Origin of the sequence: Kitasatospora sp. NPDC051705, assembly GCF_044453265.1 — a bacterium.
Taxonomy (GTDB): Bacteria; Actinomycetota; Actinomycetes; order Streptomycetales; family Streptomycetaceae; genus Kitasatospora.
Genome location: NZ_JBITCO010000001.1, coordinates 1 through 13,307, shown reverse-complemented (window position 1 = coordinate 13,307; position 13,307 = coordinate 1). Strand labels below are relative to the sequence as shown.

11 protein-coding genes are annotated in these 13,307 nt (G+C 71.0%); 5 read left to right on the top strand and 6 right to left on the bottom strand.

Annotated elements, in window-relative coordinates; genetic code table 11:
* Positions 1 to 321 precede the first annotated feature (321 nt).
* Positions 322 to 1,026 carry a metal-dependent hydrolase gene (locus tag ACIA8Q_RS00055; protein ID WP_387903729.1) on the top strand — a complete coding sequence of 235 codons (705 nt, stop codon included), beginning with the start codon at positions 322 to 324 and terminating at the stop codon, positions 1,024 to 1,026.
* Positions 1,027 to 1,116: 90 nt separating this feature from the next.
* Here ACIA8Q_RS00055 and ACIA8Q_RS00050 read toward each other — a convergent pair whose 3' ends face one another.
* Positions 1,117 to 1,710, bottom strand: a complete 594-nt coding sequence (locus ACIA8Q_RS00050; RefSeq protein ID WP_396316465.1) for a hypothetical protein — start codon at positions 1,708 to 1,710, stop codon at positions 1,117 to 1,119.
* A gap of 115 nt (positions 1,711 to 1,825) precedes the next feature.
* Here ACIA8Q_RS00050 and ACIA8Q_RS00045 point away from each other — a divergent pair, with 115 nt between their 5' ends.
* Positions 1,826 to 2,050 carry an e9imm peptide gene (locus tag ACIA8Q_RS00045; protein ID WP_360206656.1) on the top strand — a complete coding sequence of 75 codons (225 nt, stop codon included), beginning with the start codon at positions 1,826 to 1,828 and terminating at the stop codon, positions 2,048 to 2,050.
* Between the two features lie 103 nt (positions 2,051 to 2,153).
* On the opposite strand, the gene ACIA8Q_RS00040 is transcribed toward ACIA8Q_RS00045, so the two are convergent.
* The 5 genes from ACIA8Q_RS00040 to ACIA8Q_RS00020 form a co-directional block, all read right to left on the bottom strand.
* A complete protein-coding gene (locus ACIA8Q_RS00040; RefSeq protein ID WP_396316464.1) occupies positions 2,154 to 2,315 on the bottom strand; it encodes a hypothetical protein in 162 nt (53 codons plus the stop codon).
* A gap of 19 nt (positions 2,316 to 2,334) precedes the next feature.
* The gene (locus ACIA8Q_RS00035) at positions 2,335 to 3,102 is read right to left on the bottom strand and encodes a 4'-phosphopantetheinyl transferase (protein ID WP_396316463.1); all 768 of its coding nucleotides are present in this window, start codon (positions 3,100 to 3,102) and stop codon (positions 2,335 to 2,337) included.
* 173 nt (positions 3,103 to 3,275) lie between these two features.
* The gene (locus ACIA8Q_RS00030) at positions 3,276 to 4,772 is read right to left on the bottom strand and encodes an FAD-binding protein (RefSeq protein WP_360206664.1); all 1,497 of its coding nucleotides are present in this window, start codon (positions 4,770 to 4,772) and stop codon (positions 3,276 to 3,278) included.
* A gap of 207 nt (positions 4,773 to 4,979) precedes the next feature.
* Positions 4,980 to 6,584 carry a flavin-containing monooxygenase gene (locus ACIA8Q_RS00025; RefSeq protein ID WP_396316462.1) on the bottom strand — a complete coding sequence of 535 codons (1,605 nt, stop codon included), beginning with the start codon at positions 6,582 to 6,584 and terminating at the stop codon, positions 4,980 to 4,982.
* Positions 6,585 to 6,602: 18 nt separating this feature from the next.
* Positions 6,603 to 7,490: a class I SAM-dependent methyltransferase gene (locus ACIA8Q_RS00020; protein WP_360206670.1), complete on the bottom strand. Its 888-nt coding sequence runs from the start codon at positions 7,488 to 7,490 to the stop codon at positions 6,603 to 6,605.
* A gap of 3,129 nt (positions 7,491 to 10,619) precedes the next feature.
* Between ACIA8Q_RS00020 and ACIA8Q_RS00015 the strand changes: the two genes are divergently transcribed.
* The 3 genes from ACIA8Q_RS00015 to ACIA8Q_RS00005 are packed head-to-tail and all read left to right on the top strand — an operon-like array spanning position 10,620 to position 12,637.
* Positions 10,620 to 10,880: a hypothetical protein gene (locus ACIA8Q_RS00015; RefSeq protein ID WP_360206673.1), complete on the top strand. Its 261-nt coding sequence runs from the start codon at positions 10,620 to 10,622 to the stop codon at positions 10,878 to 10,880.
* Between the two features lie 21 nt (positions 10,881 to 10,901).
* On the top strand, positions 10,902 to 11,885 hold the full coding sequence (locus ACIA8Q_RS00010; protein ID WP_360206675.1) for a beta-ketoacyl-ACP synthase 3: 984 nt from the start codon (positions 10,902 to 10,904) through the stop codon (positions 11,883 to 11,885).
* The gene (locus ACIA8Q_RS00005; RefSeq protein WP_360206677.1) at positions 11,882 to 12,637 is read left to right on the top strand and encodes an SDR family NAD(P)-dependent oxidoreductase; all 756 of its coding nucleotides are present in this window, start codon (positions 11,882 to 11,884) and stop codon (positions 12,635 to 12,637) included. The genes ACIA8Q_RS00010 and ACIA8Q_RS00005 overlap by 4 nt, the downstream gene beginning before the upstream one ends.
* The last annotated feature ends 670 nt before the right edge of the window (positions 12,638 to 13,307 follow it).

Here is a 13,307-nt window from a genome sequence, read left to right as displayed (position 1 = left end):
TCGCCGCGTGATACCGCGCGGCGCCGGGTCACGGCGTGGCGGGGTGCTCGGGGCGGTACACCGTCAGGCTCCTGACACCGGTGCGCAGACCACGTGAGTGGCGCTGCCCCAGCAGGTGGGCGCTGCCCCAGCAGGTGCGCCACCTCGTCAAGGTGTCGGGATCACACGGGCGGTGCTTCAAGATGATGATCGCGGGTAGCCGACGTGCTGTCGGGCGCACAGCGCGAACCGGCCGTCCCCGATAGCCCGGCGACCCGTCTCGTGTCGACCGCCCGATCGGTCGGCCGGCCGGCCGAAGAGAGCGACAGGGGGCGGGGCCGCATGATGGGACATTCGCACGCGGTGGGTGGGGCGCTGCTGTTCGCGGCCGCTTCACCCCATCTCCCGCCCGTACTCGTCGGCCGACCTCTCGGGCCGGCCGACGTCCTGATGGGCACGATCCTGTGTGCTGGTGCTGCCCTCCTGCCCGACCTGGACCACCACGACAGCACGTTCGCGCACTGGCTCGGGCCGGTCTCCAGAGCGCTCTGCCGACTGGTCGGTTGGATCTCCGGCGGTCACCGCCGCGCCACCCACTCGCTGCTGTTCGTCGTGCTGGCGGGCGGTGGCACCTGGACCGGCATCAGCTGTCTCGGGCGCGGCTTCACCCTCGGCCTGACGTTCTGCCTCCTGACGCTGGCCGTCCGGGCGTTGCACCTGCATCCGCCCGGCAGCGGTCCGGCGACCTGGGTCTACCCCACCGGCCTGGCCGCGCTCGGGGCGGCCGGGCTGGACTCCTGGCTGCCGAACACCCCGCAGTGGCTGCCTTGCGCGGTGGCCCTGGGCGTATCGGCGCACCTGCTCGGTGACCTTCTGACCAGGCGGGGAATACCCTTGTTCTGGCCTCTCGGGCGGCACTACGAAATCGCCCTGATCAAGCGCACCGGCAACAGGGTGGAGACGAGGTTCCTCGTCCCGCTCATGACGATCGCGACCTTCGTGGTGCTCTGGTTCGCGGCCTTCCCGGCCTTCACGCCGGCCACCTGAGGACGGCGACCCGGTAGACCGGCCGGATCCGGCAGGCCACCCGGTGTGGCCCCGTTCGACGGCGGCCGCCGCCGGGCGGATCTGCGGCGGTCACTGGCCGCGGGTCACGGTCCGGGTGGGGCGGCCGGATGCGGTGAGCTCCACGACCTGCGTCCGGGTGTCGCCGGTGGTGAGGCGGATGTGGTCGGGGCCGTCCCAGGCGGCGCCCGTCAGGGCGTTCGTGCCCGCGTCGCCGTTGAAGTAGCCGACCCTCCACCGGCGTTCGGTGAGGCCGGTGCCTTGGTCGACGTAGACCCACCAGAGCGGGTCGATCATCGCGGACCCCTCCTCGACGACGAGGTGGCGGTCGTCCCGGCCGGGTGCGGCCTCGTTCATCGATGTTCTGGTCCCGTCGCCGGCCAGGATGTAGAACGGCGAGGCGAGCAGGCCGAGGAGGACGGCCATGACGGTGGTGAGGGCCCGGACGACGATGTCGCGGACGCCGATCAGGACCGCGGCGAGCAGCGCGCCCGCGATCAACGTGCCGAACAGCAGCGGGCGGTGGAACAGCTCGGCGGGGGTGAGCAGACCGCCGTCCTCACTGCACCGGTCGCCCACCAGCCCGAGGGCCGCCAGCACCACTGCGCCGCCGACGAGCCCCTGGACGGTGCGGCGTCGCCATCGGACGGCTGTGGTCGTGGTCATCTCGGCCCCCCCCGGGCGCTCGGTGATCGTTCTTCGGTCCCACCCTAGGGACAGTCCGGTCGATCACGCGACTCGCTAAACTCTCCGCGTCCTGGAGGGAGTGGTCGGAGCAGTGATGACGTTTGAGTCGGCCGTTGCGATGGTGCAGAAGATCATGGATGGGGACTGCTACAACGACGCCGAGATCGACCGCACGCTGGAGGCGCTGGACAGGGGCCTTGGCTGTCCGACTGGCTATGTCAGCGACCTGATCTACTCGATCTACCCGCCCGGCGAGCCGGAGCCGACAGCCGCCGAGGTGGTCGAACTGGCCCTCGCCTACCGGCCGTTCGCGCCGTGAGAGCAGCAGCCGTTCCTCGTCGGCCGGCCGGGGCCGCGCTGCTCGGGGGCGGCCCGCCGGTTGCGGGCGAAGCCGGCCCGCACCGCCCGCTCCGGGTGCGCGATCACCGCCTCGACGACGTCGGCGGGCAGGCGCGCTCCTGACAGAGCGGCGCCCGGGCGGCGCGGGCCTGCGGGCTCAGCGGCCGCAGCAGCACCTCGGGCGGTGCGGCCGGATTGGCGGCGACCCCGCGCAGGCGGGCTTCCGTGAGGGCGCGGGAGGACACCGGGACATCCTGGCAGCGGTCAGCGCGGCGCGTCGACCCCGGGCAGGGGGCGCTGACCTGCCGGTTCTTCCGTCCGGGGGATGACGAGGGCGGTGATGAGCACGTTCTGCACCATCGTCCAGCGGCCCCGGTGGGCGTCGGGGAGATCGGGGTGGTGCGCGGTGAAGCCGTGGCCCCGGTCGAGGGTGACGGTGATGGCGGCGAGCGGGATCCAGCGCCGGGTGAGCGGGTAGCCGGCCTTGTACACGGCCTCCTTGGCGCTGAAGAGGAGGCGGTCCCAGGGCACGCGGCCGGCCGGCAGTCCGGCGAGGTGGTGGCGCTCCGCCTCGCTGGTGACGAGCTGCAGGGGGCCGTGGGGGAGCGGCTGCGCCGGCTCGGCGTCGATGCCCAGGGAGGCGAGGCGCGCGGTGGGGGCCGTGGCGCAGGCCGTGTAGCCGTGGGTGTGCGTGATGCTGCCGGTCACGCCTTCGGGCCACTGGGGGGCGCCGCCGGGGCCGGGCACGAGCGGGACGGGCGGGTGGCCGAGGGCGGTGAGGGTGGTGCGGGCGAGGGTGCGGGCGGCGGTGAACTGGCGCCGCCGGCGGGGGGTCCGGCCCTTGATGTGCTCGGCCTCCGGCCCGAGGAGCGGGCCCTCGGGCGGGGGCCCGAAGGCCTCGGCGCACTCGACGCCGGGCGGGAGGAGGGTGCCGAGGACGGTGGCGACGCCGAGGCGTCGGATGCCACCGGGGGCGGCGGGCCCACCGGGGATGGTGTGGACGGTCGTCGGGGCGGGGTGGGTTGTGGTCATCTCCGGCCTCCGCTGGTGGCCTCGACGAGGCGTGGTGAGGTGGGTTCCGGGCGGTCTGGAGCTCCGGGCGGTCCGCGGGCGGTGCGGGCCCTGGACCCGGTCGTTCGGTGACGCGGTTGGTCGGGGAGGGGAAGTAACCGGGGTCGCGTCAACGGGCGGTGCGGCGCGGCGCCTCAGCCGAAGATGTTCTGGCCCGGCGTGAGGATGCGAGCCGGGTCGTAGCGGAACTTCTGGGCGGTCAGGGTGGCCCACTGGGAACCGTAGTGGCGCTGCCAGTCCGTCTGGGTCATCCGCGGTACGGCGCCGACCAGGTAGCGCTTGGCGCCGAGCGTGGTGGCGTAGTCGTACAGGGTGCGGTTGCGCTGCAGCTGGGGGGCCGGGTCGGTGCCGGGGTGGGGGAAGGTCAGCAGGTCGAAGAGGTAGGTGACCGGCTCGTTGGGCGTGATCGCGTTGGGCCGGGTGATCTTGTTGGTCGGGAAGGGGTAGAAGAGCAGCAGGCCGCCGCCGATGGCGTCCGGGGTGAGCGCGGGCAGGGCGTAGTTGACGAAGGTGGCGGCCTTGGAAGCGGGGAGGAAGAGGCTCAGCCACGGCTTGGGCTCGTTCCAGTAGCCCAGGTTCTTCAGGTTGTCGGCGAAGGCGTCGGCACGGAACGTGTACTCGCGGTACGTCTGGTCGGCGATGAGCGTGTCGGCGGCGACGGGCGACAGACCGGCCAGGTAACGCGCCGGGTCGGGCGCGGTGGTGCCGTTGTAGTAGACGACGGTCTCGATCTTGTACCGGGGGGCGGCCCCGTTCGGCTGCGGGACGATCTCGCCGACCTGGCTGGGGAAACGGCCGTCCCGGAGGATGGTCTCCTGGTCGGCGAGGTACGTGGCGAGGTTGTCGTAGAAGAGGTTGAAGACGAGGGCGCGCTGCGGGGCGGGCACCAGCTTGACCGTCGCGCGCAGGATGATGCCGAACTGCCCGGCGCCGGCCAGCGCGGCGTTGAACAGGTCGCGGTTGCGGGTGGCGGTGGCCGTGACGAGCTGCCCGGTGCCGGTCACGATGTCGATCGACTCCACGGTGTCCGCCTGGAGGCCGTACTTCTGGACGGTGGAGCCGATGCCGCCGACGCTGATGGTGCCGCCGACGGACAGGTGGAGGTAGTCGGTCAGGCACGGCGGCGTCAGACCCTTGGCGAGCGCGGCATCGGTGAGCTGGGCCCAGGTGACGCCGGCGTCGACGGTCGCACTGGTCGCCGAGATGGAGTGGATGCGGTTCAGCGAACGGGCATCGATGCTGATCCCGCCGGCGACCCCGGCCTGGCCGTAGTTGGAGTGCGACTCGAGCTCGGTCCCGGTGCCGCTGCGACCGTTCATGGCGACCTTGAGGCCGTTGCAGCGCGCGTAGTTGACGATCTTGACGACGTCCTGGTCGGAGCCGGGCCGCAGGACGGCGTACGGGGTGCTGGTCGTCAGCCGCCCGAAGTCCTGGCTGAACTCGGCCACGGTGGCCGCGCTCGAGGTCAGCGTGCCGTCCAGGGTCGGGACGGGGACGAGGCGCCCGGCCGGGACTGCGTCCTGGGTGGTCGCCCAGGCGCGCGTGGCCGAGTCGAAGCCGATGACCATCGCGGTGGCGGTCGCGGCGGTGCCGGCGAGCACGGAGCGTCGGGACAGGGGCGGGCGGGTCATGGGAGGTCCTTCTCTCGGTCGGATTCGGTGTTTCGCATGTCCGTACTTCGGCGTTCGGTGGGTCTGAGCCTGGGGCTGGGTGCGGCGGTCGGGCGTGTGCCCGCCGGTCCGTGGGGGTGGCCGGCGGGCGTGGGGGGCGTCGTCACCGGTGAATCCCGGCGGTGATTTCCGGTTGTTTGGTTTTGGTGGTTTTGGTGTGTGGGGTGGTTAGGGGTGGGTGTGGGTGGTGGTTTGGTAGTTGGTGAGGTCGAGGTGGCGGGTTTGGTTTTTGAAGCGGTAGGTGTAGGTGGGCCAGATGTTGGGGTTGTTGCCGTGTTTGTCGGTGTACCAGCTGGTGCAGCCGCCGGTGTTCCAGACGGTGTTTTTGAGGCGTTTGTTGAGGGTGTTGTTGTAGGTGGTTTGGGCTTCGGGGCGGGGTTGGATGCTGGTGATGTTGCGGGTGGTGAGGGTTTTGATGGCTTGGGTGATGTAGGTGATCTGGGATTCGATGATGACGGTTTGGCTGGAGTGGCCGAGGGTGGTGTTGGGGCCGAGGATCATGAAGAGGTTGGGGAAGCCGTGGATGGTGGTTCCGCGGTGGGCGGTCATGCCGTGGGTGGTCCAGTGGTGGGCGAGGGTGGTGCCGTTGGTGCCGTGGATGCGGTGGGCGATGGGGCGGGTGGTGGTGGTGAAGCCGGTGGCGAGGATGATGGTGTCGATGGGGCGGGTGGTGCCGTCTTGGGTGGTGATGTGGGTGGGGCCGATGTGGGTGATGGTGTCGGGGATGATGGTGACGTTGGGTTGTTGGATGGCGGGGTACCAGGTGTTGGAGAAGAGGAGGCGTTTGCAGCCGACGGTGTAGTCGGGGGTGAGGAGTTTGCGGAGTTCGGGGTCGGGGACGGATTTTTTGAGGTGGCCGGCGGCCATGTTTTTCATGCCGGTGGTGCGGCTGGGGCGGGACATGAAGAACGCGACGATTTCGCGGCCGTGTTTGTTGAAGTTGCGGCGGAATTTCTGGTAGCCGGGGAGGTGGCGGAGGAGCCAGGTGTGGCGGGGGGTGTTGGGTTTGTCGGGTTTGTGGGCGACCCAGGGGGGTGTGCGTTGGTAGAGGTCGAGGTGGGCGACGGTGGGTTGGATCTGGGGGACGAATTGGATGGCGGAGGCGCCGGTGCCGATGACGGCGACGTTGCGGCCGGTGAGGTCGTGGTCGTGGCGCCATTGGGCGGAGTGGAAGAGGGTGCCGGTGAAGGTGGAGAGGCCGGGGATGTCGGGCAGGGCGGGTTCGGAGAGGTAGCCGGTGCCGGTGATGAGGATCTGGGCGGTGTAGTGGCCCTGGGTGGTGTGGATGTGCCAGTGCTGGCGGGTGGGGTTCCAGCGGGCGGTGAGGAGTTCGTGGTCGTAGCGCAGGTGGGGTTCGACGCCGAAGCGGCGGGCGGTGTCTTTGAGGTAGGTGTGGACTTCGGCTTGGGTGGCGAAGGTGGATTTCCAGTCGGGGTTACGGGCGAAGGAGTAGGAGTAGAGGTGGGCTTGGACGTCGCAGGCGCAGCCGGGGTAGGTGTTGTCGCGCCAGGTGCCGCCGAGGTCGTGGGCGCGTTCGAAGACGAGGAAGTCGTCGGTGCCGGTTTGGAGGAGGCGGATGGCGGCGCCGAGGCCGGAGATGCCGGCGCCGATGACGGCGACTTTGAGGTGGCGTAGGGGGGTGGTGTCGGCGCCGGCCGTGTCCGCGGTCGTGGCTGTTGCCGTGCCTGTGTCGGTGGCTGTGCCGGTGTTTGTTGCCGGGGTGGTGGGGTGGTTGTGGGCGGGGCCGGTGGGGGGTGGGGCGGTGGTGGTCATGGTGGTGTCCCTCCGGGGTCAGGCGCGGCGGGTGAGGGTGACGCGGAAGTTGTTGAAGATGTGGTCTTCGAGGGTGTAGGCGAAGATGTCGAGGTAGCGTTCGAAGCGCTTGACGGTGGTTTCGTCGGACATGGTGACGGCTTCGTCGCGGCGGGCGGCGAGGAGTTCGAGCCAGGCGCGGCAGGCGCGGGCGAAGGATTCGGGTTCGTTGCGGATTTCGGTGACTTCGAAGAGTCCGTCGAGGCCGGCGGCGAGTTCGGGCAGGCGGGGGATGTGGCAGCCTTCGAATTCTTCGCGCTGGAGGAACTTGAGGTCGTCGAGGAGCTGGCGGCGCAGTGGGGGGTTTTCGACGGTCATGGTGTGGAGGACGAAGCGGGCGCCGGGCTTGAGGAGGGAGTGGACCTGCTTGAAGAAGACGCGGTAGCGCTGGGTGCGCTCTTTGGGGGTGAGGGAGGACAGGACGAAGTGTTCGAGGGCGTTGATGCAGAACGCGGCGTCGTAGGGGTCGCCGTCGGCCTTGTGGTCTTCCCAGCTTTCGACGCGGGCTTCGATGGCGGGGTTGCCGAGGGCGTGGACGAAGTCGGCTTGGGTGCGGGAGAGGGTGACGCCGACGGCGTGCTTGACGCCGTGGACGGTGGTGAGGCGGTTGAGCATGGTGCCCCAGCCGCAGCCGATGTCGAGGACCTTGGCGGTGCCGGTGGCGTGGGCGAGGTCGGTGAAGACGTCGAGCTTGCGTTCCTGGGCTTCGTCGAGGGTGGCGACGAGGTCTTCGCCGTCCTCCCAGTAGCCGCCGGAGTACATCATGGTGGGGCCGAGGATGAGGCGGTACAGGTCGTTGCCGACCTCGTAGTGGTGGCGGATGGCTTCGACGTCGGGGTTGATGGTGCGGGCGTCGATGGTGGTCATGGGGTGGGTCCTCACGTGGTGGTGGTGGGTGGGCGGTGGTGCCCGGTGGTCGCGGCCGCGGGCCGGGCCCCTGTGGGGCCGCGGCCGTGGGCCTGAGGGGCCGCGGGCCTGTGGGTCCTGGAGCCGTGTGGCCGTGGGGCGTTGAGTCTGTGCGGCCCTGAAGCCGTGTGGCCGTTGGCCTGTGGGGCCGTGGAGCCGTGTGGCCGTTGGGCGTTGAGGCTGTGGGGCCTCGAGCTCGCGGGACCGTGGGGCGTCGAGTCTGTGCGGCCCTGAGGTCGTTGGGCCCTGAGGTCGTTGGGCCCTGAGGTTGTGTGGTCTTGGGGGCGTGGTGGCCGGCGGTGATCGCCGGTGCCATCGGCGCCCGGTGGTGCCCCGGTGCCCCGGTGTCCCGGTGTCCCGGTGTCCCGGTGTCCCGGTCCCTCAGTGCCTTGTTGCCTCAGTGCTGTGGTGCCTCAATGCCTCGGGCCGCTGTGGTGCTTTGGTGCGGTGGTGCTGGGGTGTGTTGTTGGGTGGGGCTTTGGGTGTCTGCAGGGGTGTTGGCGGTGGTCGCCGGGAGCAGACGCCGGGTGGTGCGGTGGGCCTGGTGGGCCTGGTGGCCGTTGGTGGTGCGGGGGCCGGCTTTGGGTGGGCTGGTCCGGGGGTGGCGTTGTTCGGCGCTGGGTGGCACGCCCGGGTCGTGCTGGGTGGCGCCGGGGTGGCGTCGGCGTGGCTTGCGGGGGTGTGTAGGTGAACTGCGGTGTTTCCGTGGTTGGTTGACGTCGCCGTCGGGTGTGGGTGCCGGGCTGTGTCGCGTTTCGTGTGCGGCTTGTGGCCTGGCGGGGTTGCGCTGTGTGGCTGGTTGCGCTGTGCGGTGGTGGGTGGTGCGGCCTGGTGCCGGGTGGTGGGCCGCCTTCCATTGGGTTGGTGCTGCCCCGGAGGGTGTGGGTTGGCCGTTGTGTGTGGGCTGGTGCTGTCCGTGGGGCGGCCTGGTGCCGTCCGGTGGGAGGGGTGCCCGGGTGCTGGTGGCCTGCCTGCGTGAACGGCCGTGTGGTGGTGGCCGGTTGGTGTGGTGGTGTCCCGCGCTGAGTGGGGTGGGGCTGTTCGTCGCCCGGTGCGGGCCGGGTGTGTGGTGCGGTCCGCGTCCTGTTGGCCCGTGGAGGGGCTTGTGGTTGCGGGGTGGGACGGGGGTGGCGGCCCGGGTTGTGCCGGTGGGCGGCGTGGTCGCTCTTGGTGTGGCTGTGAGCGCGGTTGCTGCCGCCGTCCCGTGACCCCCCGTGTCGGCCTGTCGGTCGTTGCCGGGTGCGGTCCCTGCCGTTGGGGGCAGGGGCGGCGGTGTACCCGGGGTGTGGGTGGCGGGTACCCGGGGGCTGCCGGTCCCGGTGCGGGTCCCGGTGCGGGCCCGGTTCCGTTCCCGTTCCCGGTGCGGGCCCGGTTCCGTTCCCGTTCCCGGTGCGGGTGCGGGTGCGGGTGCGGGTGCGGGTGCGGGTGTTGGCGGAGGTGGGGTGCTGTCCGGCCGGGGGTGTTGCCGTGGTGGTGACGGTGCGGGGTGGTGGCCGGTGCGCGGTGGTGGGTGGCGTGGTCGTCGGGGGTGGGGGTGGTGTGCGTTGTTGGTGGTGGTTGCACGTGGTCCCTTCCCTTCGCGTCCTGGTGCCGGTGCCCCGGTGTCTGAAGTGCTGCCGGTTGGTGGCCGGCTGCCTGTTGTCCGCGGTTCGGCTTCCCGCTGTCCCGCTGTCCCGTTGTTCGGGCGCCTGGTGGCCTGGTGGCCTTGCCCGGCTGCCCGGCTGCCCGGCTGCCCGGCTGCCCGGTTGCCCGGCTGCCCGGCTGTTCTGGTGCCTGGTTGCCCGGTTGTTCTGGTGCCTGGTTGCCTGGTTGCCTGGCTGCCTGGCTGTTCTGGTGCCTGGTTGCCCGGTGTCTGGCTGTTCTGCCGGTTGCCGGTTGCCGGTTGGTGTGTGGTTGTCGGGGTGTTGGGCTTGGGTGTTCGTGCGTGTGGGTGCGGTGTGTTGTGGGGTGGGTCAGGTGGTCAGGTAAGCGTGCTTGTCGCAAGCGGTGCGCAAGCGTGGTGGCTGGTGGGGGGTTGCGGGTTGTTTGCGTGGGGGCGGGTTTCATGCGGTTTCGGTAAGGCAGACGGCTTCGGGTCTCGCGGTGTCGTGTCGCGGGGTGCGGGCTGACCGTTCCTGTTGCTTGTTCGTGTGTCGTCTCGTTCGTCTTTCGTCGCGTTCGTTCTTGTCTCCGGTGAGTCGGGGGTGGGGGCGGGGCGGGGCGGGGGTGCGGGGTGGTGTGCGGGCGGGGGTGGGGGTGGTTTCCCGCGGGTCTGTCCGGCCCGGGCTTGCCTCGGTTCCCTCGTTCGCGGGGGCCGGCCGTTGCAGGGTCCGTGGGTGAGGGTCTCGTTCGCGGGGCCGGCGTCGGGTGTCCTGCTTCGCGGGGGCCGGTCGCGGGCCGGTTCTGCCGTGGGTGGGGCTCTCGCTGTGGGGTCCGGTCCGGGTTCGCGGGTCGGGTCTCGTGTGGGCTGTGCGGGTGGCGTCGTCGCCCTGGGCCGGTGGCCTGTGGGGTGCGGTGTCTGTCCCGGCCGTGCGGCCCACGAAGCCCGTTCCGTTCCGGCCCGGTCCTGTCCGGCCTTGTCCGGCCGGGTCTGGTCGGGTCCGTTTCGGGCCTGTCGGGTCGGGTGTCGTCCAGCCTGCTCCGGCGCGGCCTGCTCCAGGTCGTGCAGCCAGGTGCAGTCCGGCCTGGTCTGGCCCGTGCCGTCCGGTTCACCTGGCCCGGTCCGTCCGGTCCGTCCGGTCCGTCCGGTTCACCTGGCCCGGTCCGTCCGGTCCGCCGGGTCCGGTCTGTCCGGTCCGTCCGTCCGAGCGTTGCCCGGTCCGGTCATTTTCGGTCCGGCCTGTTGGAGTCCGGGGTGGTCCAGCCCTGTTGTGTCCGGTTCGTTCGGGCCTGGCCCGGGATGGTCTGGCTCGTTCGAGCTCGGCCTGGTCCGGTTCCTCTGGTCTGGTTCCTCCGGTCCGGTCCGTGCGGCCTGTTCGGCCTGTTCGGCCTGTTCGGTCCGTGTGGCCTGTTGGTTCGGGTTGTGCGGGTTCGGTTGTGTTGTGGCTCTGCCTGGTGGTTGTGGGTGGGGTCTGTCTGTCAGGGATCGTCTGAGTGAAAGGGAAGATGGTTATGTCCGAGGTTCCGAGTGTCGAGGATCTGGCCGCGCAGTTGCAGGCGGTGTCGGGTGCTCAGGAGATCGATGCGGATGCGGCGTTGCAGCACATCGCGGATGTGGATTCGCTGGATCTGATGGAGTGGTTGTACGGGTTCCAGAACCGGTACCCGCACATTCCGGCGGATGAGTCGTTGTTCGCGGACATCGATGACACGACGACGTTGCGGGTGGTGCACGGGCGGATTCTGGCGCTCGTGGGCCAGGCCGGCGTCTGATCCGCAGGGAAGGGTCGGTCGATGAGCGGCTTCGACATCACGGGGTGGGGGATTTCGGTCCCTGAGCGTGTGGTGACCAGTGTGGAGCTGGCCGAGCGGTTCGGTGTGGATGAGCACTGGATCGTGTCGCGGTGCGGGATCCGTGAGCGGCGGGCGGTCGGGGCGGGGCAGTCGACCGCGTCGATGGCTGTCGAGGCCGGTCGGCGGGCGTTGGAGCGGGCGGGGCTGTCGGGTGCGGACATCGCGCATCTGATCGTGGCGACGGCCACGCCCGAGCAGCCTTCGCCGGCGACGTCGGCGTTCGTGCACGAGGCGCTGGAGATCGCGGGCAGTGCGCATGACGTGAATTCGGAGTGCGCGGGGTTCGTGTACGGGTTGGTGACGGCGGCGGGGTTGTTGCGGATGGATCCGCGGCCGGTGCTGCTGATCGGTTCGGACACGCACACGCTGACGGCGAATCCGCAGGACCGGGATCTGTCGATCCTGGTGGGTGACGGTGCTGGTGCGGTGGTGTTGCAGCCGGGTTCGGTGGAGCGGATCCTGGCGTGGAACCTGGGTGCGGACGGCTCGTGCAAGGACAGTCTGAAGGTCCTGGCGGGTGGTTCGCGGTTGCCGACCAGTGAGGAGACGGTCCGTCGGGGTCTGCATTACGCGCAGATCAACGGGAACGAGATCTATCTGAACGCGGTGCGGTACACGGTGCGCACGATCCGCGAGACGCTGGAGCAGGCGAAGCTGACGCCGGCGGATGTGGATCATGTGGTGCCGCATCAGGCGAACATCCGGATCATCAACTCGGTTCTCGCGCACACGGGTATTCCCTCCGATCGGTTGGTGACGAATCTGGAGCGGTACGGGAACACGGCGTCGGCGTCGATTCCGATCGCGTTGGCGGAGGCGTTGGACGCGGGCCGGATCCAGGACGGTGACACGGTGTTGCTGGCCGGGTTCGGGGCGGGGATGACGTGGGGTTCGGTGCTGTTGACGTGGGGAGGGGCGCGGTGAGCGGGGCTCAGGTGTTCGGTGTGCGTCCGGATGCGCCGGTGGCGTTGGTGACGGGTGCCTCCGGTGGGCTGGGGCGTGAGCTGGCGTTGGAGCTGGACGCGGCCGGGTGTCGGGTGGCGGTGCACTACAACAGTGCCCGTGAGGCGGCCGAGGACGTGGCGGGCAAGCTGGTGAACGCGCATGTGGTGGTCACCGGTGACGTGGCGGACTTCGCGGCGGTCACGGCGATGTACGAGCGCATCGGTGAGGTGTTGGGGCCGGTGGACGTGCTGGTCAACAACGGTGCGGTGCGCAAGGACGCGTTGATGGCGATGCAGGATCCGGTGCAGTGGCGGCAGGTGATCGACACGAATCTGGTGGGTGCGTTCCACACGGCGCGGGTGTGTGTGCCGGCGATGCTGCGGGCGCGGTGGGGGCGGGTGGTGAACATCGTGTCGCCGTCGGCGCTGATCGCGACCGCCGGGCAGACCGCGTACGCGGCGTCCAAGGCCGGTCTGGTGGGGCTGACCCGTACGCTGGCCGCGGAGTGCGGGCGGCGGGGGGTGACGGTCAACGCGTTGTCGCCGGGGTTCATGATCACGGGGATGACGGACACGCTGCCCGAGCACGTGGTCACGGGGATGCTGCAGAAGGTCCCGGTGCCGCGGTTCGTGACCCCGCGGGAGGTGGCCCGTTCGATCGGGCTCTTCCTCGATCAGGACTGTATGACCGGGCAGGTCATCAGCATCGACTCGGGCGCCTCCATCACCTGACCCGCGCCGGGGGGCCGCCCCACCCCCCGGGGAGCCCCCGGGCGGCCCCCCGGGCGCCCAAGCCCCGGGGGAGCCAACCCCCGGGGGGAGCCAACCCCCGGGGCGGCCAACCCCCGGGGCGGCCCGCCGGTGCGGGCGTCTCATCCTCCCGGGCAGGCCCGCCCTCCCCGGGGCGGCCTGCCGGTCCGGGGAGCCCGCCGTCCGCAGGCGCCCGGGGCCGGCCCGGGCCGGCCGCCTCCCGGCCCGCTCGGCCGGCCTGTTGGGCTTGTCGGGCCGGTCGGGGTCCGGCCGCTGTGGCCGGCTCCCCGCCGGCCCGCCCGGTTCGGCGTGGCCCGCCCGGTCGGGCCGGTTCCTGTCCCGTCCGGGCTGCCGGGTCTGGTCCGTCCCGTCCCGTGCGGGCTGCCGGGTCTGGTCCGTGCGGTCGGTCCGCCCTCGGTGGCCCCGGCCGGGTCCGTCCGTTCGGCGGGGTGGGGGCTGGTCTGTCTGGTCTGTCTGTTCTCCTGTCCCGCCGAGGCGGTGGCCCCTCGTTCCTGGGGTTTGCCGCCTTGGTGGGGTCCCGTCGCGGGCCGCCCCCTGTCCCCGGGGGGCGGGGCGCGGCCGGGGGGGTGGGGGGTGGACCGGTTTCCCCCCGGGGGGGGGCCCCGTGGGGTGGGGCGGGGGGCGGGCGGGC

What these genes read in the sequence shown, in the direction of transcription:
- ACIA8Q_RS00030 (WP_360206664.1), bottom strand. Translation starts at nt 4,772, where the DNA reads ATGACCCGCCCGCCCCTGTCCCGACGCTCCGTGCTCGCCGGCACCGCC.
- ACIA8Q_RS00050 (WP_396316465.1), bottom strand. Translation starts at nt 1,710, where the DNA reads ATGACCACGACCACAGCCGTCCGATGGCGACGCCGCACCGTCCAGGGG.
- ACIA8Q_RS00055 (WP_387903729.1), top strand. Translation starts at nt 322, where the DNA reads ATGATGGGACATTCGCACGCGGTGGGTGGGGCGCTGCTGTTCGCGGCC.
- ACIA8Q_RS00015 (WP_360206673.1), top strand. Translation starts at nt 10,620, where the DNA reads ATGTCCGAGGTTCCGAGTGTCGAGGATCTGGCCGCGCAGTTGCAGGCG.
- ACIA8Q_RS00020 (WP_360206670.1), bottom strand. Translation starts at nt 7,490, where the DNA reads ATGACCACCATCGACGCCCGCACCATCAACCCCGACGTCGAAGCCATC.
- ACIA8Q_RS00025 (WP_396316462.1), bottom strand. Translation starts at nt 6,584, where the DNA reads ATGACCACCACCGCCCCACCCCCCACCGGCCCCGCCCACAACCACCCC.
- ACIA8Q_RS00035 (WP_396316463.1), bottom strand. Translation starts at nt 3,102, where the DNA reads ATGACCACAACCCACCCCGCCCCGACGACCGTCCACACCATCCCCGGT.
- ACIA8Q_RS00010 (WP_360206675.1), top strand. Translation starts at nt 10,902, where the DNA reads ATGAGCGGCTTCGACATCACGGGGTGGGGGATTTCGGTCCCTGAGCGT.
- ACIA8Q_RS00045 (WP_360206656.1), top strand. Translation starts at nt 1,826, where the DNA reads ATGACGTTTGAGTCGGCCGTTGCGATGGTGCAGAAGATCATGGATGGG.